Raw genomic sequence first — 23,006 nt, 5'->3', positions numbered from 1 at the left:
ATCGCCTCTGTTATTGCCGCCACGGCATGACAGGAACCGCGCTAATCGCATTTTTCGGCGAACCTTCTACAACTTTGTCGGAGTAAGCCAGGTAAGCGAGCGCGTTGCGTTTAGCGTCATAAAAGCGCACGACCTGTAACGACTTAAAGACCAACGACGTGCGTTTTTTGAATACTACCTCGCCCTGAGCTTTGCCGTTTTTAATGCGATCTGACAGTTCAATCGGCCCGACTTGCTGACAAGAAATAGCCGCATCGGAAGTATCTTCCGCCAGGCCCAATCCCCCTTTAATACCGCCGGTTTTCGCCCGGCTCACATAACAGGTGACATTTTTCACATCGGGATCGTCAAAGGCTTCTACGACAATTTTGTGATCAGGGCCGATCATTTTAAATACAGTGTCGACCGAACCAATCTCTTCTGCATGAGCCAACGGCCCCAGCATTATCAGGCTTAAAGACAGAATCAAATGCTTGTATTTCATATTGTTACCATTTTTATCTATGACATGAGCAATTAGTTCACCACGATAAATAACATATTGATTAAGAACAAAATCTCAATACTTTTATTTCCGTCAAGACCTAAAACATACTCGACTAAGAAAAAAACACTGAATGCTAAAACAGCAAAAAATGCTATTATCCAATTACCTGATGTCAGGTGCTCGTTGTTGAAAGGATGAGGATATTTTATGGATCAGGCCGGCATTATTCGCGACCTTTTAATCTGGCTGGAAGGTCATCTGGATCAGCCCCTGTCGCTCGACAATGTAGCGGCGAAAGCAGGTTATTCCAAGTGGCACTTACAGAGAATGTTTAAAGATGTCACTGGTCATGCTATTGGCGCGTATATTCGTGCTCGTCGTTTGTCGAAATCGGCGGTCGCACTACGCCTGACTGCGCGTCCGATTCTGGATATCGCGCTGCAATACCGCTTCGACTCTCAACAGACATTTACTCGCGCATTCAAGAAGCAGTTTGCCCAAACTCCTGCTCTTTACCGCCGTTCTCCTGAATGGAGCGCCTTTGGTATTCGCCCGCCGCTGCGTCTGGGTGAATTCACCATGCCAGAGCACAAATTTGTCACCCTGGAAGATACGCCGCTGATTGGTGTTACCCAGAGTTACTCCTGTTCGCTGGAACAAATCTCTGATTTCCGCCATGAAATGCGTTATCAGTTCTGGCACGATTTTCTTGGCAACGCGCCGACCATTCCGCCTGTGCTCTACGGCCTGAATGAAACGCGTCCGAGCCAGGATAAAGACGACGAGCAAGAGGTGTTCTATACCACCGCATTAGCCCAGGATCAGGCAGATGGCTATGTATTGACCGGGCATCCTGTGATGCTGCAAGGCGGTGAATATGTGATGTTTACCTATGAAGGTCTGGGAACAGGCGTGCAGGAGTTTATCCTGACGGTATACGGAACGTGCATGCCAATGCTTAACCTGACGCGCCGTAAAGGTCAGGATATTGAGCGATACTACCCGGCAGAAGATGCCAAAGCGGGAGATCGCCCAATTAATCTGCGCTGTGAACTGCTGATTCCGATCCGTCGTTAACGCTGCAGCTCATCTAATGCAGGGGCGTCCAGATGCGAGATGTCCCCTGCGGTTTCAACCACCCAGCCAGACGCCAGCCACAAGCTTTCCTGATAATCCACGCGCGAAATAGAACAGTTACGCAGACGTAAGCGACGCTCTGCCCATGCTGGTAATCCGAGAATCGTACTCACCAGGCATCCCAGTGCAATACCGTGGCTCACCAGCAGCGGTCGGCTTCCCTGCGGTAATTCCCGACAAGATTCCAGTGCCGCATTGACACGATCGCTGAGCTCCTGCATAGACTCGCCTTCAGGAATACGTCCGTCGACAGTGCCATTGACCAGTTGGCGACGCCAGTTTTCTTCTTCTTCGGTGAGTGAATCGATATTTCTTGTTTCCAGTACACCCATATTTAATTCACGCAGGCGAGAATCAAAGATGATGTCACAGCCGCAGGCCTGGGCGATGATTTCCGCCGTGCGGCGGGTGCGCCCTAAATCGCTACTGATGATATGCGTAATGCCAAGCTCTTTGGCACGGGTCGCCACCTGCATCGCCTGTTGCTCACCTTTGGCAGTCAGCGGGCTATCAGACTGGCCCTGAATACGTCGCTCGGCGTTCCACTGCGTTTCACCGTGGCGGACTAGGTATACCTGTAACATGCTTTTTTTCCGTATACTGCTGTAACGTTAATTTTCTGAGTAATGCTGATTATGCACCAAGTTGTCTGTGCGACCACCAATCCCGCTAAAATTCAGGCCATTCTGCAGGCATTTCACGAGATCTTCGGCGAAGGATCCTGCCATATTGCATCCGTTGCCGTCGAGAGCGGTGTACCGGAACAGCCCTTTGGCAGTGAGGAAACGCGCGCTGGCGCACGAAATCGGGTAGCAAATGCCCGCCGTTTACATCCAGAGGCTGATTTTTGGGTGGCGATTGAAGCTGGCATTGATGGCGACAGCACCTTCAGTTGGGTGGTGATTGAAAACACCAGCCAGCGCGGCGAAGCGCGTTCGGCAACTTTGCCGTTACCTGCGGTGATTCTGGAGAAAGTGCGTGAAGGCGAGGCGCTCGGCCCCGTGATGTCGCGTTATACCGGCATTGATGAAATTGGCCGTAAAGAAGGTGCAATCGGCGTATTTACCGCCGGGAAGCTCACTCGCGCCAGCGTCTATCACCAGGCGGTGATCCTGGCGCTGAGTCCGTTTCATAATGCCGTGTATCAGTGATCTTTCAGCAACACCTCTTCCAGCCACTGGCGCAGCTCGACAGGCGCGGCTTTCAGACTGTTAGATCCACGCGTAATCGTCGCGATGCCAGCGCCGAGTTCATTTTTCAACTCACGCTGGCTCATTTCGCCGCGCAACAGCTCTTCGACAATACGCACGCGAGTCCCCAACGCTTCGCGCTCATCTGGCGTCAGCATCAGGTTTAACAACGGTAAATGGAGATCGTTTTGGTAGGCATTCTTAAGCAGGTCGACAAAACGTAACCACTCCTGGTGACGCTGTTCTGCCATCGCTGCTGAATAGGGTGATTGTTGGGCCATAATATGTCGCCATTGTTAGCGGGGGAAGCAAAATGCCTCCCCCGGTTGTACTCGCTAAAGAGTACGATAGCATATCATAAACGTGCGGATCAGTAACGACGTCCCCATTCCGTGGCGCTCATCAACGTTGGTTTATCCCCCATGAAATAGCGGTAGTAAGCGTCATAAGCCAGCACGTTCTTCACATAACCGCGCGTCTCAGAGAACGGAATACTCTCGACAAATGCCACTGCGTCGATTCGACCAGCGCTGTTGCCAAGCCAGGTGCGCACTCGTCCAGGTCCGGCGTTATAAGCTGCTGAGGCGAAAATACGGTTATTGCCAAACTGCTGATAAACATATTGCAGGTAACTGGTGCCGATGTTGATGTTCGTTTCCGGATCCAGCAATTGCCCAGGGCTGCTGTAGCCAGGAATAGAGAACATCTTCACCGTATGGGTCGCCGTACCAGGCATAATCTGCATCAGCCCGCTGGCCCCTACCGGTGACTTCACTTTCGGATTCCAGGCGCTCTCCTGACGGGCAATCGCCATCGCATAGCTTTGCGGGATCTCCTTACCGCTGGTGTAACGTTTGAAAAGATCGTTGTAGGCCAGCGGGAATCGCTCTTCCAGATGATCCCACAACTTCCCGGCGATCGTCGCCTGAACGCTGAGATCCCACCATTGGTTGTTGAAAGCATACCGTGCCAGCTGTGCCTGCTCTGTTTTTGACTTGCTCTTCACCAGATTGGCCCACTCGCTACGCGCGGTGTTATCGAGATTCCAGTACATCAACTCGCGCACGCGCGCCATCTCCGGCCCCTGAGTCAGGGTGCTGTCAACATTCTGCGGCGCTTTATCAATCTTCAGCTCATACTCTTCGCCGATGCGCTGTGCAGCAACCATCGGGTAGAAACCACGCTGTTGCATGAGTTGATGCAGAATCTCTTTCGCTTCAGCTTCGCGTCCGCGTTCCAGCAATAAATCGGCCTGCCAGTAACGCCATTCATCTTTCTCTTTCGCTTCCATCGGCAAACGCGCCAGCCAGGTATTCAGGCCACGCCGATCGCCAGTACCAAGCGCCATCCGTACTCGGCGTTCAATCAACGAGGTGGATTGCGAGCGCATAATGGCGTCATCGCGCCATTTCGCCTGCTCGTCGGTGACATCGTTGCCCATCAAACGCCAGGCGACGATATCGCGCAGTTCCTGAATCTGATCTTCATTAAGCTGCTGTGCCTGAGCAAGCGATGGGATCATCAGCCGTGCATTTTCAGCATCCTGCCGCGCCACACTGGCAAACGCCACCGCCGCCATTTGACGGGTAAAATCGGTCGCTCCGGTTGTACGCGCGAAGGTCAGTACCGTATTAGGGTTGTTCGCCAGTGAAATGATTGCCGAGGCGATAGTCTGGTAATCGGCAAGCATCTGCCCTGCCAGCACTGTCACCAGGCCTGTGTTACCCGCTTTCATCGCCAGACGGATACGCTCCAGATACGCCAGCGGATCTTGTTTGCCTGACGCACGCCAGACGCTAAATAACTTGTCACAGGCGTTAGGCTGGCTCTTGCCGGTTAGCCACAGCTCTTTCGCCCCTTGCCAGGCTTCTTCACTCTGCCCGGTATTCCATTTCGCATAGTAGTAATTACATTGCGCTTCGGTAGTTCCTGGCTTTTCCGGGCTAAAGGCTAACAAACCACGCCAGTCTTCACGCCGCGCCAGTTCATTGACGAAACGAGATTGTAGCGTGCGAGCGGGAGGAAGCGTGGGGTTAGCGCGAACAAAGTTAGTGACCGTCACCGCCGGTTGATTCATCAGATCATCGGTGATCTGGCGGTATTCCAGATAGGGATAAAGTGGATAATCCTTCAGTCCAGGCATCATTTGTTCGACCACATCCATTTGTCGATTATCCCAGGCCTGCTTAATTTGCGCGTAACGGCTACGCTGCTCATCCAGTGAGTCGGCTCGCGCCACGCTGCTGACCGTCAGCAGACAGACACCGACAGCCAACAGCCGCCAGGTAACGTGTTTGGCTTTTTCCACAAGCGCATCCTCTAAGTGTCAATACATCAATGCAGCGTCATGCCGCGTAATAGATTTATGCTAACCAGTCATTGCCGTTTACGCCACGTTACGGACACTTTTTTACTTTTACTGCGAGGGTGATCGACCGGCTGGGATTAGATAAGGAAACAGGCTACACTTCGCCTTTGAAAACTCATCATCACGATAAACATAGAGGCGAAGTCCAACGTGGCTCAATTCGTTTATACCATGCATCGTGTCGGCAAAGTTGTTCCGCCGAAACGTCATATTTTGAAAAACATCTCTCTGAGTTTCTTCCCTAGGGCAAAAATTGGTGTCCTGGGTCTGAACGGCGCGGGTAAGTCTACCCTGCTGCGCATTATGGCGGGCATTGATAAAGACATCGAAGGTGAAGCGCGTCCGCAACCGGATATCAAGATTGGTTACCTGCCGCAGGAACCTCAGCTGAACCCGGAACACACCGTGCGTGAGTCCATTGAAGAAGCGGTTTCTGAAGTGGTTAACGCTCTGAAACGTCTGGATGAAGTGTATGCGCTGTACGCCGATCCGGATGCCGATTTTGACAAGCTGGCCGCTGAACAAGGCCGTCTGGAAGAGATCATTCAGGCTCATGACGGTCATAACCTGAACGTTCAGCTGGAGCGTGCGGCTGATGCGCTGCGTCTGCCGGACTGGGACGCGAAAATCGCTAACCTTTCCGGTGGTGAGCGTCGTCGCGTGGCGTTGTGCCGCCTGCTGTTGGAAAAACCAGACATGCTGCTGCTCGACGAACCGACCAACCACCTGGATGCCGAATCCGTAGCGTGGCTGGAACGCTTCCTGCACGACTTCGAGGGCACCGTGGTGGCGATTACCCACGACCGTTACTTCCTCGATAACGTTGCAGGCTGGATCCTCGAACTTGACCGCGGTGAAGGTATTCCGTGGGAAGGTAACTACTCCTCCTGGCTGGAGCAGAAAGATCAGCGTCTGGCGCAGGAAGCTTCACAAGAAGCAGCGCGTCGTAAGTCGATCGAGAAAGAGCTGGAGTGGGTACGTCAGGGAACTAAAGGCCGTCAGTCGAAAGGTAAAGCACGTCTGGCGCGCTTTGAAGAGCTGAACAGCACCGAATATCAGAAACGTAACGAAACCAACGAACTGTTTATTCCGCCAGGACCGCGTCTGGGCGATAAAGTGCTGGAAGTCAGCAACCTGCGTAAATCTTACGGCGATCGCCTGCTGATTGACTCCCTGAGCTTCTCGATCCCTAAAGGGGCGATCGTCGGGATCATCGGTCCGAACGGCGCGGGCAAATCAACACTGTTCCGTATGATCTCTGGTCAGGAACAACCAGACAGCGGCACCATCACTTTAGGTGAAACGGTGAAACTGGCATCTGTCGATCAGTTCCGTGACTCAATGGATAACAGCAAAACCGTTTGGGAAGAAGTTTCCGGCGGGCTGGATATCATGAAGATCGGTAACACCGAGATGCCAAGCCGCGCCTACGTTGGCCGCTTCAACTTTAAAGGGGTTGATCAGGGTAAACGCGTTGGTGAACTCTCCGGTGGTGAGCGTGGTCGTCTGCATCTGGCGAAGCTGCTGCAGGTTGGCGGCAACATGCTGCTGCTCGACGAACCGACCAACGACCTGGATATCGAAACCCTGCGTGCGCTGGAAAACGCCCTGCTGGAGTTCCCGGGCTGCGCGATGGTTATCTCGCACGACCGTTGGTTCCTCGACCGTATCGCCACACACATTCTGGATTACCAGGATGAAGGTAAAGTTGAGTTCTTTGAAGGTAACTTTACCGAGTACGAAGAGTACAAGAAACGCACGCTGGGCGCAGACGCGCTGGAGCCGAAGCGTATCAAGTACAAGCGTATTGCGAAGTAATGCGTAAAATGCCGGATGCGGCGCGCCAGCATCGCATCCGGTAATAGTTAAATGATTAATGGGAGGCAAGTTCCCGGAAAAAGGCAGGATTTTCTTTAATTGTGGCAAGTACTTTTGCAGCCAATCCCGTAGGATTTCTTCGCTTCGATTCCCAGCTTTTAATGGTATCCACACTGGTTCCCAGAGCTTTTGCCATCTCACTTTGCGAAACGTTGAGTTGCTCACGAATAGCTTTAACATCCGCAATTTCGTAGCGGGTCACCCGTGCAGGTTCTTTTAAACCTTGTTTAATCTCGACAGCCTCTTCCAGAGAGGTTTTCAACTCATCAAAAAAACTCATTTTATACCTCACCTTTGAGCAGTTTCGTCAACTTCTTTAGTTGAGCTTTTTCCGTATCTGTCAGACTGTCTTTGGCATTCTTCGGATAGGCCATAATCAAATAAATAATCTCTTCCGTCGCCAGAAAGTAAATTATTCTGACACTACCACTTTTTCCCTGTGAACCCGCAGCCATTCGGACTTTACGCAATCCACCAGTCTGCTGAATGAGATCACCTTTATCGGGAGTTCCGATGAGTTCTTTTTGCAATTCCTTTAATTCATCATCGGTTGCAATCTGCTTGATCTGACGCGTAAACATTGGCGTCTCTATAAATATTATCGCCTTGCCCATTACCCTTCCCTGGCAGGTACATTGTACACCAAAATGGAGTACTAAGTACACTTTTGAATCAGTAATATCACTCAACATCTTATAAAGATGATTATCCCTGCTCCCCCATCATCTCCCGCACCAACTCCACGCAGCGCAGGAAACGGCTGTCGTAATCGTCCTCTTCAACCCGCACAAATTCGATATTGTTCTCTTCCAGCATTTCCACCAGCAAGTTCTGGAACTCTTTGCGATCCACCGAACTGCCGAGACTGCGTAAACCATCCGCCACCCACGGCGTGTTGTTCTCCAGCAGAATCACCAGATCAAAACGGTATTCATCGATCAGCGCCTGTACGAACGGATGCTCGCGCCCTTCGTACTTTTTGCAGAACGCCTGAGTTGTCACAAAATCGGTGTCGATAAACGCCACTTTATTGGCATATTTTACTGCAAAATCAATATATTGAGCGTGTCCAAGTGCGATTTTATCGTAGTCGGAATACTGCAATGCGATCTCATCGCCGCCAAGATGTGAAAAGACATAATCGCGACCATATTCCCATGCACTGGTAGTGTTGAAGATATTGGCAAGTTTGTTTACCAGGGTGGATTTACCGCTCGATTCGCCGCCGAGGATCGCCACGGTGCGCACAAAGAACGGCTTCACTTCGGTAGGAATATATTCCCAGTAGCGGAACGGATTTTCGCGGATCTGCGCACCACTGATACTCATAAAAGTACGTTTCGGATCGACCAATACCGTTTCGATCCCCAGATGTTCCATATACTGCGGCGCGTCGGCTTCTTCCGAGGTGTAGATCAGATCCGGCTGGATCCCTTTTTCAGCCATAAACTTTTTGATGCCGTTGCTCCACACATCCCAGCCATGCGGATACGGCTCCATGCCCTCTTCGTTGAATGCATGAATGCGAATATTTTTCTGATATTTAAAAGTTTGCAATAACCAGCGCAGACGATCCGGCACCGTGGGCTGCTGCGACATGGCGCTGTCTTCGAACAACGCGCGGTCGCGGGTAGCGTCAAAGCCCATAATGATATGCAGCTCGTCAACCTGACTACAGGCACGCTGGATAAGGTAGATATGTCCGGTATGCAGCGGGTAAAACTTACCGAATACAACACCAATAGTTTTCTTCTGCCGGGGAAATTCAAGTCCCAAATAACGGTGCAACGCCTCCAGCTTTTGCGCGCTGGGGCTTTTAATTTTGGCATTCAGTAACTGGCTTAAATACCCTTTGGTCATACCGCTGGCATCAGCCACCTGCTGTAGCGTACAGCCCTGTTGCTTGATGGCAGTTTTCAGATAATCAAATGACGACATATCTCCCTCCCTATCTCTCATTATAAGTCGTCGAACACGCTAAGCGCGTCGGAGAGTTTTTTAACGCCAAAAATCTGCATCCCTTCCGGCGCTTTTTTCGGCACGTTGGCTGCCGGAACAATCGCCCGCCGAAAACCGTGTTTCGCCGCTTCAGAGATTCGTTCCTGGCCACTGGGCACTGGACGGATCTCACCTGCCAGCCCGACTTCACCAAACACCACCAGATCCTGCGGCAGCGGTCTGTCACGCAGGCTGGAAACCATCGCCAGCAGTAATGCTAAATCGGCACTGGTTTCGGTTACCTTCACGCCACCGACCACGTTCACAAACACATCCTGATCGGCCATTTGCAGGCCACCGTGACGGTGAAGCACCGCCAGCAGGATTGCCAGACGGTTTTGCTCCAGCCCTACTGCGACGCGGCGTGGATTCGCCATCATCGAGTGATCGACCAGCGCCTGGATCTCCACCAGCAGCGGACGCGTTCCTTCCCACACCACCATCACTGAGCTGCCGGAGGTCACTTCATCGCCGCGACTTAAGAAGATGGCGGAAGGGTTGCTAACTTCACGCAGTCCCTGTTCAGTCATCGCGAAGACGCCCAGCTCATTCACCGCGCCGAAACGGTTTTTATGACTGCGTAAGGTGCGGAAACGGGAGTCGGCATCGCCGTCCAGAAGCACCGAACAGTCGATACAGTGTTCCAGCACTTTAGGGCCAGCCAGCGAACCATCTTTGGTTACGTGCCCCACCATGACAATCGCCACACCGCGCGTTTTGGCGAAGCGCGTCAGATAAGCCGCCGTTTCACGCACCTGTGCCACGCTGCCAGGCGATGACTGAACATCCGCCATATGCATCACCTGGATGGAGTCAATGACCATCAGCTTCGGTTGCTCTTCTTCGGCAATCAGGCAGATCTGTTCGATGCTGGTTTCCGACAACATATTGAGATTGTCAGTCGGCAGGCCGAGGCGATGAGCGCGCATTGCCACCTGTTGCAGCGACTCTTCGCCAGTGACATATAGCGTTTTCATCTGCTGCGCCAGTTTGCACAGCGTTTGCAGTAGCAGCGTGGATTTCCCCGCGCCTGGGTTACCGCCAATCAGAATAGCGCTTCCTGGCACTACGCCGCCGCCTAATACGCGGTCGAACTCTTTAAATCCGGTGGAAAAACGCGGCAACTCCTCAAGGCTGATATCGGAGAGTTTCTGGACTTTTGCTACCCCGGCGCTACCGGCATAGCCACTGAGACGCTCGTTACGCGCCACCGTTGGCGACGCAGCAAGACGCACCTCGGTGATGGTGTTCCAGGCATGGCAGGCGCTGCACTGCCCCTGCCAGCGCGGATAATCGGCCCCGCATTCATTACAAACAAAGGCGCGTTTTGGAGCTTTTGCCACGGTGTACCTCGTTAATGCTGTGCCGCCCGCAGGATGACGGGCGGGCAATTACTTCTGATTCAGGCTGCCAGAGAGGATGCAGAATACCCCCATCAGGTCAGCGTGACGGATGGTGACTTCCGTCTTTTCATTCACTTTTGGCTTGGCATGGTAGGCAATCCCCAGACCTGCCGCTTTGATCATCGGCAGGTCGTTGGCACCATCGCCAATCGCCACGGTTTGCGCCAGCGGGATTTCATACTCCTGCGCCAGGCGGGTCAGGGTTTTCGCTTTATACTGAGCGTCTACAATGTCGCCAATCACATTACCGGTAAATTTACCGTCCATGATCTCCAGTTCATTGGCTACTACGGCGGTCAGGCGCAGCTTATCGCGCAGGTATTCGGCAAAGAAGGTAAAACCGCCGGAGGCAATCGCCACTTTCCAGCCCAGCGTTTCCAGCTTGAGTACCAGTTGCGTTAAGCCTGGCATCAGCGGCAGATTTTCACGCACCTGTTGCAGAATATTGGCGTCAGCGCCTTTCAGCGTTGCCACTCGACTGCGCAAGCTGGCAGCAAAATCGAGTTCGCCGCGCATCGCCCGCTCGGTTACTTCCGCCACCATCTCGCCCGTTCCGGCCAGTTTGGCAATTTCGTCAATACATTCAATCTGAATGGCGGTGGAATCCATGTCCATCACCAGCAGACCTGGCGTGCGCAGATGCGGAATTTTCCCCAGCGGCGCGACATCCAGTTGTGCTTCATGGGCCAGGCGCGTAGCCCGGGCGGTAAGCGAACCTGCCAGACGAATCACCTGATAATCTTCCACGCACCAGGCGGCAACAATCACCATCGCCGCGCCCAGTTTGCTCTGGTATTGGGTCAGACGTTGTTTATCCAGCCCACGACCATACAGCAGCCAGCCGCTACGACCTGCGTGGTAATCCAGTGGCATCACTTCATCACCACTTAATGAAAGAGGCAGACCAGGCCATAAAGAGACATCTTCAGGCAGGTCGCACCAGGTAATGTTAGGCATTAAGGCTCCTGTAAAATCGTTCGAAGCAGGGAAAATAACGCATGAGGCTACCTTGTATCCATTGCTTCTGGCAACATTAAGTCTCAAATTTTCAAAGGGTGGAAGATGGCTCGCACAAAACTGAAATTCCGGCTGCATCGGGCAGTGATTGTCCTGTTCTGTCTTGCCTTGTTAGTGGCGCTGATGCAGGGGGCATCATGGTTTAGTCAAAACCACCAGCGACAGCGTAATCCGCAGCTGGAAGAACTGGCCCGCACCCTGGCGCGGCAGGTGACGCTGAACGTTGCGCCGCTGATGCGTACCGACTCGCCGGATGAAAAACGTATTCAGGCGATCCTCGATCAGTTAACGGATGAAAGCCGCATCCTCGACGCGGGCGTGTATGACGAACAAGGCGATCTTATCGCCCGTTCTGGCGAAAGCGTCGAAGTGCGTGACCGGCTGGCGCTCGACGGTAAAAAAGCGGGCGGCTATTTTAACCAGCAGATTGTCGAACCCATTGCAGGGAAAAATGGTCCGCTTGGCTATCTGCGCCTGACGCTCGACACCCATACGCTCGCCACCGAAGCTCAACAGGTGGATAACACCACTAACATTTTACGCCTGATGTTGTTGCTCTCGCTGGCAATCGGCGTAGTGCTGACCCGCACGCTGCTACAGGGTAAACGCACCCGCTGGCAGCAATCCCCCTTCCTGTTAACCGCCAGCAAACCGGTGCCGGAAGAGGAAGAAAGCGAGAAAAAAGAGTGACCCATTACTACAAGAAAGGAAATCGTTATGTCCACATTACGCCTGCTCATCTCTGACTCTTACGACCCGTGGTTTAACCTGGCGGTAGAGGAGTGTATTTTTCGCCAGATGCCCGCCACGCAGCGCGTTTTGTTTCTCTGGCGCAATGCCGACACGGTAGTGATTGGTCGCGCGCAGAACCCGTGGAAAGAGTGTAATACCCGGCGGATGGAAGAAGATAACGTTCGCCTGGCACGGCGCAGTAGCGGTGGCGGCGCGGTGTTCCACGATCTCGGCAATACCTGTTTTACCTTCATGGCTGGCAAGCCGGAATACGATAAAACGATCTCCACCTCGATTGTGCTCAATGCACTGAACGCGCTCGGTGTCAGCGCCGAAGCGTCCGGACGTAACGATTTGGTGGTGAAAACCGCCGAAGGCGACCGTAAAGTCTCAGGCTCGGCCTATCGCGAAACCAAAGATCGTGGCTTCCATCACGGCACCTTGCTACTCAATGCCGACCTTAGCCGCCTGGCAAACTATCTCAACCCGGATAAAAAGAAACTGGCGGCGAAAGGCATTACGTCGGTACGTTCCCGCGTGACCAATCTGACCGAATTGCTGCCGGGAATTACCCACGAGCAGGTTTGCGAAGCCATAACCGAGGCCTTTTTCGCCCATTATGGCGAGCGTGTAGAAGCGGAAATTATCTCCCCGGACAAAACGCCGGACTTGCCGAACTTCGCCGAAACCTTTGCCCGCCAGAGTAGCTGGGAATGGAATTTCGGACAGGCTCCAGCGTTCTCGCATCTGCTGGATGAACGCTTTACCTGGGGCGGCGTAGAACTGCATTTCGACGTCGAAAAAGGCCATATCACCCGCGCCCAGGTGTTTACCGATAGCCTCAACCCCGCACCTCTGGAAGCTCTCGCCGGACGACTGCAAGGCTGCCTGTACCGCGCTGACATGCTGCAACAAGAGTGTGAAGCGCTGTTGGTTGACTTCCCTGAACAGGAAAAAGAGCTAAGGGAGTTGTCGACGTGGATGGCAGGGGCGGTGCGGTAACTCGCTGATTAAAATATCCAGGGAAGGAAATATGATCGATCTGAAGAACCAGGAACGGGAGATTATCAATTTAATGTTCAGCCAGGGTATATCCTGGCTAACCGCCGTGCGTATCAGGCATAAACTATCACTTGCTGAAGTTAGTAAAATGTTGGGTATCTCGATTAATTCTCTAAAACAAATCGAAAAGACGGAACGGCTTAGTTCAAACATCAAAAACAAAATGGCAGGAATTTATGGTTGTCTGCCAGAGTTGCTGATATGCCCTTACTGGATGACGGCTGAACATAAATGAATAGATTCGTGAATAGATACTCGAATGGATTTAATTTTCTATCCATATGAAAAATAATAGTGAATCTATAAATCAGTTGCTATTGATGAATAAATACTAAAAAGCCGGAGCGGTCTCCCGCTCCGGCTTCACACGACAATCGCCTTTCAGCGAAACACAATTACTCTTTATCGCCCAGCAGAACGGATTCCAGTGCGATTTTGATCATGTCGTTGAAGGTGGTCTGACGCTCAGCGGCAGTGGTCTGCTCGTGAGTGCGGATGTGGTCAGACACGGTGCAGATGGTCAGGGCTTTCGCGCCGAATTCTGCAGCGACGCCGTAGATACCAGCAGCTTCCATTTCCACACCGAGAATGCCGTATTTTTCCATCACGTCGAACATTTCGCCGTCCGGAGAGTAGAACAGGTCAGCGGAGAACAGGTTACCAACGCGCGCATCAATGCCCAGTGCTTTAGCTGCATCTACTGCGTTACGCACCATGTCGAAGTCAGCGATAGCTGCAAAGTCATGGTCTTTAAAACGGATGCGGTTAACTTTGGAATCGGTGCAGGCACCCATACCAATCACTACGTCACGCAGTTTTACGTGCGGCAGAACTGCACCACAGGAACCAACGCGAATGATTTTCTTCACGCCGAAATCGGTGATCAGTTCTTTAGTGTAGATGGAGCAGGACGGGATACCCATACCGTGGCCCATTACAGAAATTTTGCGGCCTTTGTAAGTACCGGTGAAGCCCAGCATACCGCGAACGTTGTTCACTTCACGAGCATCTTCAAGGAAAGTTTCAGCAATATACTTCGCACGCAGCGGGTCGCCTGGCATCAAAACTACGTCAGCGAAATCGCCCATTTCTGCATTAATGTGTGGAGTAGCCATCATTTTATCCTTTTTGTGACATATTAAAGGCGGAGTCACTGCTCCGCCCAAATCCATCAGAACATGGCTTTGCCATATTCCATATCAGAAGTACCAAAATATTTTGCCAGAGTCTGGCCGATATCCGCGAAAGTTTCACGGTGCCCCAGCGAACCCGGTTTTACTTTCGGGCCGTAAACCAGTACCGGAATGTGTTCACGGGTATGGTCAGTACCGGTCCAGGTCGGATCACAACCATGGTCAGCAGTGAGGATCAGGATGTCGTCATCGCGCAGCAAAGACATCAGCTCTGGCAGACGGCGGTCGAACAGTTCCAGACCCGCAGCATAACCGGCAACGTCGCGACGGTGACCCCAGGAAGAGTCGAAGTCAACGAAGTTGGTGAAGACGATGGTGTTATCACCCGCTTCTTTCATCTCTTTGATGGTGGCGTCAAACAGCGCGTCCAGGCCGGTCGCTTTCACTTTTTTGGTGATGCCGCAGTTAGCGTAGATGTCTGCAATTTTACCGACAGAAACCACCTGGCCGTGTTTTTCATCAACCAGTTTCTGCAGCACGGTCGGTGCTGGCGGTTCAACAGCCAGGTCATGACGGTTACCGGTACGCTGGAAGTTACCGGCTTTGTCGCCGATAAACGGACGAGCGATAACACGACCGATGTTGTAGCCGCCGTTGGTCAGCTCTTCACGGGCGATTTCGCACAGTTCGTAGAGTTTATCCAGACCGAAAGTTTCTTCATGGCAGGCAATCTGGAACACGGAGTCAGCGGAGGTATAGAAAATCGGCTTGCCGGTTTTCATGTGCTCTTCGCCCAGCTGATCCAGAATGACCGTACCGGAAGAGTGGCAGTTACCGAGGTAACCCGGCAGATTAGCGCGCTCGACCAGTTTATCCAGTAGCTCTTGCGGGAAGCTGTTTTCGTGATCGGAGAAGTATCCCCACTCAAACAGAACCGGGACACCGGCGATTTCCCAGTGACCAGACGGGGTGTCTTTACCGGATGACATTTCGTGCGCCCATGCGTACGCGCCGATAACTTCAGCGTTGCCGTCCATTCCCGCCGGAATGAAACCGGTAGAACCTTCGTGTGCTTTCGCCAACCCCAGACGGGTCAGATTTGGCAGATTGAGCGGGCCTTTACGACCATTATCAGCTTCGCCTTTGGCGCAAGCTTCTGCGATATGACCCAGGGTGTCAGCCCCGACGTCACCAAAGCGTTCTGCATCTTCTGTAGCGCCGATGCCGAATGAGTCCAGCACCATAATAAATGCACGTTTCATATGTTCTCCGTACTCAGTGCTTCAAATTTAAATGATCAGATCAGTATACCGTTATTCGCTGATACGGCGATAGACAGTTGGTGTGCTTTCCGGTGCTTTATCGGCAAGTTTAATTGCCGCTTTCACCGCTTTCGCCGCTTCCTGCCAGCTGTTTTCGTCTTTCGCGTGGATAACCGCCAGCGGACGCTGGCCGTCGACCTGGTCGCCCAGACGCGCCATATCAGTAAAGCCGACGCTGTAATCGATGGTGTCAGATGCCTGACGGCGACCGCCGCCCATTGCAACCACTGCCATTCCCAGCGCGCGGGTATCCATTTCACTGACAAAACCTTCGGTATCAGCATAGACTGCTTTCGTCAGCATCGCTGTCGGCAGATACTTCGCGTAGTTCTCAACGAAGTCGGTCGGGCCTTTTTGTGCCGCTACCATACGACCAAAGACTTCTGCCGCTTTACCGTTGTCCAGTACCGCCTGCAATTTCGCGCGCGCTTCGGCATCATCTTTCGCCAGTTTGCCGGAGGTAAGCATCTCCACGCACAGTGCCATCGTGACATCAAACAGACGCGGATTACGATACTCACCAGTCAGGAACTGCACCGCTTCACGAACTTCAACCGCGTTACCTGCACTGGAGGCCAGCACCTGATTCATATCGGTGAGCAGCGCGGTGGTGCGCACGCCAGCACCGTTAGCCACGCCAACAATCGCTTCGGCAAGGGCTTCAGAGAGTTCGTAGGTCGGCATAAACGCGCCGCTACCCACTTTCACGTCCATCACCAGCGCGTCCAGACCTTCCGCAAGTTTCTTCGCCAGGATCGAGGCAGTGATCAGCGGGATGGAATCCACGGTTGCGGTAATATCGCGGGTCGCGTAGAAACGTTTATCTGCCGGAGCCAGTGAGCTGGTCTGGCCGATAATCGCCACGCCGACGTCTTTAATAATTTCGCGGAAACGGTTGTCATCCGGGAAAATGTCGAAGCCAGGGATGGATTCCAGTTTGTCGAGCGTACCGCCAGTATGGCCGAGGCCACGACCGGAGATCATCGGAATATAGCCGCCACAGGCAGCGACCATCGGCCCCAACATCAGCGAAGTCACATCGCCGACGCCGCCGGTCGAGTGTTTATCAACAATCGGGCCATTCAGATGCAGGCTTTTCCAGTCGAGAACGGTTCCTGAATCTCGCATCGCCATCGTCAGCGAGACACGCTCCGGCATTGTCATATCGTGGAAGAAAATGGTCATCGCGAGGGCGGCAATCTGCCCTTCGGAGATAGTGTTGTCGCGAATGCCGTTGATAAAGAAGCGAATTTCTTCATCGCTCAGCGCATGACCATCACGTTTTTTACGAATAATTTCTTGTGCGAGAAACAAGGTAACCTCCCGTGGAATAAGTTTGAAGGCATTGTTGCCAGATGGCGGATGTTGTTATTGCCTGATGCTGACCGCTTCTTATCCTGCCTACACGGCAATCGTCCCGTAGGCCGGATAAGGCGTTCGCGCCGAATCCGGCATCCCCCCTCTGGCAAAAGGCAGCTTAGTAGCTACTGGCGCTCTTACCGTCGCCGTGGCCCAGCGCTTTCAGCAAGCTTGCCAGCAGGCTGGAAGCACCAAAGCGGTAGTGACGCGCATCTGCCCAGTCAGCACCGAACAGTTCATCTGCAATCGCGAGATATTTCTGCGCATCTTCCGCAGTACGCACGCCGCCCGCCGGTTTGAAACCAACGGTTTTCTCTACGCCCATATCACGGATCACTTCCATCATGATGCGCGCGCTTTCTGGCGTCGCGTTCACTGCTACTTTACCGGTAGAGGTTTTGATGAAATCAGCACCCGCTTTGATGGAGATTTCAGACGCTTTGCGGATCAGCGCTTCGTCTTTCAGTTCGCCGGTTTCGATGATCACTTTCAGCAGTACATTCGCTGCCGCGCAAGCCTCTTTACAGGCTTTCACCAGGTCAAAACCAACCTGCTCGTTACCCGCCATCAGCGCACGGTACGGGAACACCACATCAACTTCATCGGCACCGTAGGCGATTGCCGCGCGAGTTTCGGCCAGCGCGATTTCGATATCGTCGTTACCGTGTGGGAAGTTGGTTACCGTAGCGATACGGATTTCCGGGGTACCCTGCTCTTTCAGCGTCTTGCGAGCAATCGGGATAAAGCGAGGATAGATACAGATAGCGGCGGTATTACCGACCGGAGTTTTGGCCTGATGACACAGGGCGATCACTTTCTCGTCGGTATCGTCGTCATTCAGGGTGGTCAGGTCCATCAATTTCAGTGCACGCAGGCTGCTTGCTTTCAGATCAGTCATTTCATTCTCCTGGCTTGTCGCCAATAAAATTCACCTTGCGAGTTTGTTAGTATTCTAACATCGACTCCGCAACACACTTCGATATACATCACAATTAAGGAAATCTACTTACAAAATTGCATTACTGTAATGCAATCTGGTTCAAATAATTCACTTTCAAATGAATGCGTCAGTGGTGGCAAACGCATCAGGATCAAAGTGAACATCACGAAACTTCTTACAATGGCGCATCACCTTCGGCATAAAAAGGAACAGAAGATGCCCACTTCTCATGAAAATGCACTGCAACAACGTTGCCAGCAAATTGTCACCAGTCCGGTACTTAGCCCGGAGCAGAAGCGCCATTTTCTGGCGCTGGAAGCAGAAAACAATCTGCCTTACCCACAGCTTCCTGCCGAAGCCCGCCGCGCGCTGGATGAAGGTGTAATCTGCGATATGTTTGAAGGTCATGCGCCGTATAAACCGCGCTATGTCTTACCCGATTACGCCCGTTTTTTGGCCAACGGTTCCGAATGGCTGGAGCTGGAAGGCGCAAAAGATCTTGATGACGCACTCTCTCTGCTGACCATTCTTTACCACCACGTTCCTTCGGTCACATCGATGCCGGTCTACCTGGGGCAACTGGATGCGTTGTTGCAACCGTATGTTAGAATTCTAACACAAAACGAGATCGATATTCGAATAAAACGTTTCTGGCGTTACCTCGATAGAACCCTGCCAGATGCCTTTATGCACGCCAATATTGGCCCGTCTGATTCGCCCATTACCCGTGCGATTTTACGGGCAGATTCATAGCTGAAGCAGGTTTCACCGAACCTGACTTTTATCTACGATCCTGAAATCACCCCTGATGACCTGCTGCTGGAAGTGGCGAAAAACATCTGTGAATGTAGCAAACCGCACATCGCCAACGGTCCCGTGCATGATAAAATTTTCACAAAAGGGGGCTACGGGATTGTGAGCTGTTACAACTCACTGCCGCTGGCGGGTGGTGGCAGCACGCTGGTACGCCTTAACCTGAAAGCCATTGCCGAGCGCAGTGAATCGCTGGATGACTTCTTTACGCGCACTCTACCGCACTACTGCCAGCAGCAAATCGCCATCATCGATGCGCGGTGTGAATTCCTCTATCAACAATCACACTTCTTTGAGAATAGCTTCCTGGTGAAAGAAGGGCTGATTAACCCTGAACGTTTTGTGCCAATGTTTGGCATGTACGGACTGGCAGAGGCGGTTAACTTGTTGTGTGAGAAAGAAGGAATTGCCGCACGTTACGGTAAAGAAGCCGCTGCAAATGAAGTGGGTTATCGCATCAGCGCGCAACTGGCGGAGTTTGTCGCCAATACCCCCGTGAAAGATGGCTGGCAAAAACGCGCCATGTTACACGCACAGTCGGGGATAAGTTCCGATATCGGCACCACGCCGGGCGCGCGTTTGCCGTATGGCGATGAGCAAGATCCGATCACCCATCTGCAAACTGTCGCCCCGCATCATGCTTATTATTATTCCGGCATCAGCGACATTTTGACGCTCGACGAAACCATCAAACGTAATCCGCAGGCGCTGGTACAGCTTTGCCTCGGTGCCTTTAAAGCCGGAATGCGTGAATTTACCGCCAATGTCAGCGGTAACGATCTGGTTCGCGTTACCGGTTATATGGTGCGTTTGTCGGATCTGGAAAAATATCGTGCCGAAGGCTCACGTACCAATACCACCTGGCTGGGAGAAGAAGCCGCACGCAACACTCGTATTCTGGAACGCCAGCCGCGCGTGATAAGCCATGAACAGCAGATGCGCTTTAGTCAGTAAGATTATCCCCTTCTCCTGCGTTGACGGGCCAGGCAGTCGTCTGGCTCTGTTTTTACAGGGCTGTAATCTGCGCTGCAAAAACTGTCACAATCCGTGGACAATGGGGCGCTGTAATGATTGCGGGGAGTGCGTGCCACAGTGTCCGCATCAGGCGTTGCAGATTGTTAACAGCAAAGTAGTGTGGAACGCAGCCGTCTGTGAGCAGTGTGATACCTGCCTGAAGATGTGTCCACAACACGCTACGCCGATGGCGCAATCCATGAACGTGGACGAGGTGCTTAGTCACGTCCGCAAAGCGGTGCTGTTTATTGAAGGGATAACGGTAAGCGGCGGTGAAGCCACGACCCAGTTGCCGTTTGTGGTGGCGCTGTTTACTGCCATCAAAAACGATCCACAACTGCGCCATCTCACCTGTCTGGTGGACAGTAACGGCATGTTGAGCGAAACCGGCTGGGAAAAATTACTCCCAGTGTGCGACGGCGCGATGCTCGATCTCAAAGCGTGGGGAAGCGAATGTCATCAACAGCTAACCGGACGCGATAATCAGCAGATCAAGCGCAGCATTAGTCTGCTTGCCGAGCGCGGCAAACTGGCAGAACTGCGTTTGCTGGTAATCCCAGGCCACGTGGATTATTTGCAGCATATCGATGAGCTGGCGGCGTTTATCAAGGGACTTGGCGATGTTCCGGTACGCCTGAACGCGTTTCATGCCCACGGCGTGTATGGCGAGGCGCAAAGCTGGGCGAGCGCCACGCCGCAAGACGTTGAGCAATTAGCTGATGCGTTACGGGAGCGCGGGGTAAGTCGGTTGATATTTCCGGCGCTGTATTTGTGACATGCCGGATGCGGCCTACGGTTCGGCACAGACTTGTAGGCATGATAAGACGCGTCAGCGTCGCATCAGGCATTCTGCGCCGATTGCCGGATGCGGTGTGAACGCCTTATCCGGCTTACGAAGGGCAGACTACCCACGAACGTTAAACACCGCATACGTGTTATTAAGCAACACTTCGGCAATCTCATCCGCGGGTTCCGGGCGTAACTCGCACAGCACGGCAAACACACGGGCGGCCTGTTCAGGGCGATTAGGCTGCCCCTGAAAACCATTGAGCGGCATATCTGGTGCGTCGGTCTCCAGCAACATCGATGCCAGCAGCAGCTTTGCGATGACATCGCGGGTTTTACTGGCGCGTGGATAGGTGATAGTACCGCCTACGCCAATTTTGTAGCCCAGCTGCACAAACCGTTCGGCCTGTTGCAGGCTGCCAGAAAAACCATGAACCACACCAGTGCGTGGCAAATTTTGGCGTTTAAGATGCATCGCCAGTTTGTCGTGCGTGCGCCGTGAATGAAGGATCACCGGCAGATCGTAGCGTTTCGCCAGTTTCAGTTGTTCATCAAGCAACCACTGCTGCCTCTCAAATTGCGGATCGTCACCAAAGAGATCCAGGCCGATCTCCCCCACCGCCACCACCTTCGTCGGACGTCTTCCCAACGCCTGCTGTAACTGATCCAGCGATGCATCGTTATGTTTTTCCAACATCCCCGGATGCAACCCTAAAGCGGCATACAGCGGTTGATAATTTTCCGCTAACGCCTGCACGCGGGCAAAATTTGCCGCCTCGGTGGCCGGAACAATGATCTTGCCTACGCCCGCTTGTGCCGCGCGTTGCAGGCTGGCCTCTTCATCGCCACTAAACGGCGGGAAATCAAAATGGCAGTGGGTGTCGATAAAACGGCAAATCAAGCCAAATCCTCATTGTTAAATGTCGGGTCGTTCGCCTGTGGAGCGTCTATCACCTCGGTAACCAGCGTATCGTTGGCGACGGGTGCAGGCGGAATAACGATCGACTCCGGCGTCACCACCGGCACCAGATGGCGGCTCAGCGGCGCTTTTTCAGTCAATAACTTACCGACCGTTGCCAGAAAATAACGCCCGCATAAACGCCCAAGTTTATAGTCTTCACGCAGCGCCGGAATCCGACTGCCGAGCGCGATACTATGTAATGGCTTCGGCGGATAAATTTCGAATATCCTCAACTGGCCCGGTGGTTTCTCAATAAATTGCTGAATCTCACGATAGCTGGTTTCATGATGCTGCACCAGATTGACCAGCGGCTGCAGGCTACTGTCACCCAGCCAGCGTTCCATGCGTTTGAACCACTGCGGCGTGTAGTACATTTGTGACGGCACAGTGCGGATGACGACTAACGTTTTTGCGCCCTGCCTTGCTGCCTCTTTAACCGGGATCGCATCACTGATCCCGCCATCCAGGTAATTAATGCCTTCCAGCGACACTCCGCTACGATAAAAGCCAGGTATTGCACTGGAGGCGCGAATCACATCCAGCCAGTTTTGTTTGGTTGGTAAAAAGTAATTCGGCGCGTAGTCATCCTGACGACAGGCGCACATATAAAACGATTTGCCGCTGTCAAATAGCCGCGCTGCGGTGTCCATTTGCAACGGCATCTGGCTTGCGGTGGCCTCCACCAGCCAGTCGAGATCGATAAGATTTCCTCCACGGACAAAGCGCAATGGATCGAAAAATTCGCGTTTTGTGGTGTAACGCATGATGACTTTGCGCGCGTAACCGGGCTGATTGCAGATATACGCCGAGAGGTTCTGCGCCCCGGCAGATGTGCCGAGATAAAGATCGAAAGGATTAAACTGCGCACGCATAAACTCATCCAGCACGCCAGCCGTGAAAATTCCACGCTGCCCGCCGCCTTCGCACACCAGAGCTATTCGTCCAGGCTGGAACGGCCTTAGCGACAACGGCGCAATATTACCAAGCGTTACAGGTATTCGCTGCCCCACCTCTGCCTTCCTGTTTTTGTTGTGAAAGAATGACAAAGTAACGCAATTTATTATTCGCTAAAACCGCAAAAGCCAGTCCGCTGGACTGGCTTTGGATAAAATTTTCTTAATGGTCTGAAATCTAGGGTCGTTTTCGGCCCATGAACAAACTCACCAGGAACAGAATAATCCCGACGACAAAGACAATTTTAGCTGCGCCCGCAGCGGTACCGGCCAGACCACCAAACCCAAGTGCGGCGGCGATTAACGCGATAACCAGAAATATGATGCCCCAACGAAACATATAAGCGTCTCCTTTACCATAGTTAATGTCACCGCTTGATATGAGCGTGAAAATCACTCAATGCGATATTTTTAGTGTGGTGCACATCGCGCCTCCCGACAAAGTTCGGGAGG

Annotated in this window: 23 protein-coding genes and 1 pseudogene; 8 read left to right on the top strand and 16 right to left on the bottom strand. The window is 52.8% G+C overall.

The genetic code is table 11. The features are described 5' to 3' along the window. Positions 1-10: 10 nt before the first annotated feature. Positions 11-484: a protein CreA gene (gene creA, locus QUF14_RS27095; RefSeq protein WP_000875487.1), complete on the bottom strand. Its 474-nt coding sequence runs from the start codon at positions 482-484 to the stop codon at positions 11-13. 210 nt (positions 485-694) lie between these two features. On the opposite strand from creA, the gene robA reads away from it, so the two are divergent. After that, on the top strand, positions 695-1,564 hold the full coding sequence (gene robA, locus QUF14_RS27090; RefSeq protein WP_000371666.1) for an MDR efflux pump AcrAB transcriptional activator RobA: 870 nt from the start codon (positions 695-697) through the stop codon (positions 1,562-1,564). Here the strand turns inward: robA and gpmB are convergent. Continuing rightward, entirely contained in the window at positions 1,561-2,208 is a 648-nt protein-coding gene (gene gpmB, locus QUF14_RS27085; protein ID WP_000942351.1) for a 2,3-diphosphoglycerate-dependent phosphoglycerate mutase GpmB, read from the bottom strand. The genes robA and gpmB overlap by 4 nt on opposite strands. A 51-nt stretch (positions 2,209-2,259) precedes the next feature. Between gpmB and yjjX the strand changes: the two genes are divergently transcribed. Beyond that, positions 2,260-2,775: an inosine/xanthosine triphosphatase gene (yjjX, locus tag QUF14_RS27080; protein WP_001361184.1), complete on the top strand. Its 516-nt coding sequence runs from the start codon at positions 2,260-2,262 to the stop codon at positions 2,773-2,775. Here the strand turns inward: yjjX and trpR are convergent. Both trpR and sltY read right to left on the bottom strand, forming a co-directional pair. Beyond that, a complete protein-coding gene (gene trpR / locus QUF14_RS27075) occupies positions 2,769-3,095 on the bottom strand; it encodes a trp operon repressor (RefSeq protein WP_000068678.1) in 327 nt (108 codons plus the stop codon). The two genes, yjjX and trpR, sit on opposite strands and share 7 nt — an antisense overlap. 89 nt (positions 3,096-3,184) lie before the next feature. Continuing rightward, a complete protein-coding gene (gene sltY, locus QUF14_RS27070) occupies positions 3,185-5,122 on the bottom strand; it encodes a murein transglycosylase (protein ID WP_100733586.1) in 1,938 nt (645 codons plus the stop codon). 210 nt (positions 5,123-5,332) lie between these two features. Between sltY and ettA the strand changes: the two genes are divergently transcribed. Further along, positions 5,333-7,000, top strand: coding sequence for an energy-dependent translational throttle protein EttA (gene ettA, locus QUF14_RS27065; RefSeq protein ID WP_100733587.1), 1,668 nt, complete (start codon positions 5,333-5,335; stop codon positions 6,998-7,000). A gap of 55 nt (positions 7,001-7,055) precedes the next feature. On the opposite strand, the gene nadS is transcribed toward ettA, so the two are convergent. The 5 genes from nadS to serB all read right to left on the bottom strand — a co-directional run bounded on the left by nadS (position 7,056) and on the right by serB (position 11,418). Next, positions 7,056-7,340, bottom strand: a complete 285-nt coding sequence (nadS, locus tag QUF14_RS27060; RefSeq protein ID WP_000007436.1) for a NadS family protein — start codon at positions 7,338-7,340, stop codon at positions 7,056-7,058. Between the two features lies 1 nt (position 7,341). Continuing rightward, entirely contained in the window at positions 7,342-7,674 is a 333-nt protein-coding gene (locus QUF14_RS27055) for a type II toxin-antitoxin system RelE/ParE family toxin (RefSeq protein WP_000513551.1), read from the bottom strand. Positions 7,675-7,765: 91 nt separating this feature from the next. Next, positions 7,766-8,998: a multifunctional transcriptional regulator/nicotinamide-nucleotide adenylyltransferase/ribosylnicotinamide kinase NadR gene (gene nadR, locus QUF14_RS27050; protein WP_000093831.1), complete on the bottom strand. Its 1,233-nt coding sequence runs from the start codon at positions 8,996-8,998 to the stop codon at positions 7,766-7,768. 20 nt (positions 8,999-9,018) lie between these two features. Further along, positions 9,019-10,401: a DNA repair protein RadA gene (gene radA, locus QUF14_RS27045; RefSeq protein ID WP_001029698.1), complete on the bottom strand. Its 1,383-nt coding sequence runs from the start codon at positions 10,399-10,401 to the stop codon at positions 9,019-9,021. Positions 10,402-10,449: 48 nt separating this feature from the next. Further along, positions 10,450-11,418, bottom strand: coding sequence for a phosphoserine phosphatase (serB, locus tag QUF14_RS27040; protein ID WP_001132947.1), 969 nt, complete (start codon positions 11,416-11,418; stop codon positions 10,450-10,452). A 105-nt stretch (positions 11,419-11,523) separates the two neighbouring features. Between serB and QUF14_RS27035 the strand changes: the two genes are divergently transcribed. The 3 genes from QUF14_RS27035 to QUF14_RS27025 are packed head-to-tail and all read left to right on the top strand — an operon-like array spanning position 11,524 to position 13,507. Beyond that, entirely contained in the window at positions 11,524-12,168 is a 645-nt protein-coding gene (locus tag QUF14_RS27035; protein ID WP_000124615.1) for a YtjB family periplasmic protein, read from the top strand. A gap of 27 nt (positions 12,169-12,195) precedes the next feature. Further along, positions 12,196-13,212, top strand: coding sequence for a lipoate--protein ligase (lplA, locus tag QUF14_RS27030; RefSeq protein ID WP_000105852.1), 1,017 nt, complete (start codon positions 12,196-12,198; stop codon positions 13,210-13,212). Between the two features lie 31 nt (positions 13,213-13,243). Beyond that, positions 13,244-13,507 (top strand): sigma factor-like helix-turn-helix DNA-binding protein, encoded by a 264-nt coding sequence (locus QUF14_RS27025; protein ID WP_000566246.1) that lies wholly within the window; start codon positions 13,244-13,246, stop codon positions 13,505-13,507. Positions 13,508-13,667: 160 nt separating this feature from the next. Here QUF14_RS27025 and deoD read toward each other — a convergent pair whose 3' ends face one another. The 4 genes from deoD to deoC all read right to left on the bottom strand — a co-directional run bounded on the left by deoD (position 13,668) and on the right by deoC (position 17,984). Then, positions 13,668-14,387 (bottom strand): purine-nucleoside phosphorylase, encoded by a 720-nt coding sequence (gene deoD / locus QUF14_RS27020; protein ID WP_000224877.1) that lies wholly within the window; start codon positions 14,385-14,387, stop codon positions 13,668-13,670. Positions 14,388-14,443: 56 nt separating this feature from the next. Next, entirely contained in the window at positions 14,444-15,667 is a 1,224-nt protein-coding gene (gene deoB / locus QUF14_RS27015) for a phosphopentomutase (protein ID WP_000816471.1), read from the bottom strand. A gap of 51 nt (positions 15,668-15,718) precedes the next feature. Further along, entirely contained in the window at positions 15,719-17,041 is a 1,323-nt protein-coding gene (gene deoA / locus QUF14_RS27010) for a thymidine phosphorylase (protein ID WP_000477829.1), read from the bottom strand. Positions 17,042-17,204: 163 nt separating this feature from the next. Continuing rightward, the gene (gene deoC / locus QUF14_RS27005) at positions 17,205-17,984 is read right to left on the bottom strand and encodes a deoxyribose-phosphate aldolase (protein WP_001295412.1); all 780 of its coding nucleotides are present in this window, start codon (positions 17,982-17,984) and stop codon (positions 17,205-17,207) included. A 258-nt stretch (positions 17,985-18,242) separates the two neighbouring features. Here deoC and QUF14_RS27000 point away from each other — a divergent pair. After that, positions 18,243-19,793, top strand: a pseudogene (locus QUF14_RS27000) (YjjI family glycine radical enzyme). Further along, positions 19,765-20,628: a YjjW family glycine radical enzyme activase gene (locus QUF14_RS26995; RefSeq protein WP_100733588.1), complete on the top strand. Its 864-nt coding sequence runs from the start codon at positions 19,765-19,767 to the stop codon at positions 20,626-20,628. Before QUF14_RS27000 ends, QUF14_RS26995 begins: the two are co-directional and overlap by 29 nt. 129 nt (positions 20,629-20,757) lie before the next feature. On the opposite strand, the gene QUF14_RS26990 is transcribed toward QUF14_RS26995, so the two are convergent. From QUF14_RS26990 to QUF14_RS26980, 3 genes are all read right to left on the bottom strand, one after another. Next, positions 20,758-21,540: a metal-dependent hydrolase gene (locus tag QUF14_RS26990; RefSeq protein WP_100733589.1), complete on the bottom strand. Its 783-nt coding sequence runs from the start codon at positions 21,538-21,540 to the stop codon at positions 20,758-20,760. Beyond that, the gene (locus tag QUF14_RS26985) at positions 21,537-22,610 is read right to left on the bottom strand and encodes a patatin-like phospholipase family protein (RefSeq protein ID WP_000531528.1); all 1,074 of its coding nucleotides are present in this window, start codon (positions 22,608-22,610) and stop codon (positions 21,537-21,539) included. Before QUF14_RS26985 ends, QUF14_RS26990 begins: the two co-directional genes overlap by 4 nt. Positions 22,611-22,731: 121 nt before the next feature. Then, on the bottom strand, positions 22,732-22,893 hold the full coding sequence (locus QUF14_RS26980; RefSeq protein ID WP_000490275.1) for a DUF1328 domain-containing protein: 162 nt from the start codon (positions 22,891-22,893) through the stop codon (positions 22,732-22,734). Between the last annotated feature and the right edge of the window lie 113 nt (positions 22,894-23,006).

It is taken from the genome of Escherichia sp. HH091_1A (assembly GCF_030295175.1).
In the GTDB taxonomy this organism is placed as follows: domain Bacteria; phylum Pseudomonadota; class Gammaproteobacteria; order Enterobacterales; family Enterobacteriaceae; genus Escherichia; species Escherichia coli_F.
The sequence above is the reverse complement of the archived record's forward strand: the minus strand, read 5'-3'. Positions and strand labels throughout refer to the sequence as shown.

What these genes read in the sequence shown, in the direction of transcription:
- trpR (WP_000068678.1), bottom strand. Translation starts at nt 3,095, where the DNA reads ATGGCCCAACAATCACCCTATTCAGCAGCGATGGCAGAACAGCGTCAC.
- lplA (WP_000105852.1), top strand. Translation starts at nt 12,196, where the DNA reads ATGTCCACATTACGCCTGCTCATCTCTGACTCTTACGACCCGTGGTTT.
- creA (WP_000875487.1), bottom strand. Translation starts at nt 484, where the DNA reads ATGAAATACAAGCATTTGATTCTGTCTTTAAGCCTGATAATGCTGGGG.
- QUF14_RS27035 (WP_000124615.1), top strand. Translation starts at nt 11,524, where the DNA reads ATGGCTCGCACAAAACTGAAATTCCGGCTGCATCGGGCAGTGATTGTC.
- nadR (WP_000093831.1), bottom strand. Translation starts at nt 8,998, where the DNA reads ATGTCGTCATTTGATTATCTGAAAACTGCCATCAAGCAACAGGGCTGT.
- QUF14_RS27025 (WP_000566246.1), top strand. Translation starts at nt 13,244, where the DNA reads ATGATCGATCTGAAGAACCAGGAACGGGAGATTATCAATTTAATGTTC.
- QUF14_RS27055 (WP_000513551.1), bottom strand. Translation starts at nt 7,674, where the DNA reads ATGGGCAAGGCGATAATATTTATAGAGACGCCAATGTTTACGCGTCAG.
- QUF14_RS26980 (WP_000490275.1), bottom strand. Translation starts at nt 22,893, where the DNA reads ATGTTTCGTTGGGGCATCATATTTCTGGTTATCGCGTTAATCGCCGCC.
- QUF14_RS26995 (WP_100733588.1), top strand. Translation starts at nt 19,765, where the DNA reads ATGAACAGCAGATGCGCTTTAGTCAGTAAGATTATCCCCTTCTCCTGC.
- deoB (WP_000816471.1), bottom strand. Translation starts at nt 15,667, where the DNA reads ATGAAACGTGCATTTATTATGGTGCTGGACTCATTCGGCATCGGCGCT.
- robA (WP_000371666.1), top strand. Translation starts at nt 695, where the DNA reads ATGGATCAGGCCGGCATTATTCGCGACCTTTTAATCTGGCTGGAAGGT.
- nadS (WP_000007436.1), bottom strand. Translation starts at nt 7,340, where the DNA reads ATGAGTTTTTTTGATGAGTTGAAAACCTCTCTGGAAGAGGCTGTCGAG.
- deoC (WP_001295412.1), bottom strand. Translation starts at nt 17,984, where the DNA reads ATGACTGATCTGAAAGCAAGCAGCCTGCGTGCACTGAAATTGATGGAC.
- yjjX (WP_001361184.1), top strand. Translation starts at nt 2,260, where the DNA reads ATGCACCAAGTTGTCTGTGCGACCACCAATCCCGCTAAAATTCAGGCC.
- deoD (WP_000224877.1), bottom strand. Translation starts at nt 14,387, where the DNA reads ATGGCTACTCCACACATTAATGCAGAAATGGGCGATTTCGCTGACGTA.
- serB (WP_001132947.1), bottom strand. Translation starts at nt 11,418, where the DNA reads ATGCCTAACATTACCTGGTGCGACCTGCCTGAAGATGTCTCTTTATGG.
- gpmB (WP_000942351.1), bottom strand. Translation starts at nt 2,208, where the DNA reads ATGTTACAGGTATACCTAGTCCGCCACGGTGAAACGCAGTGGAACGCC.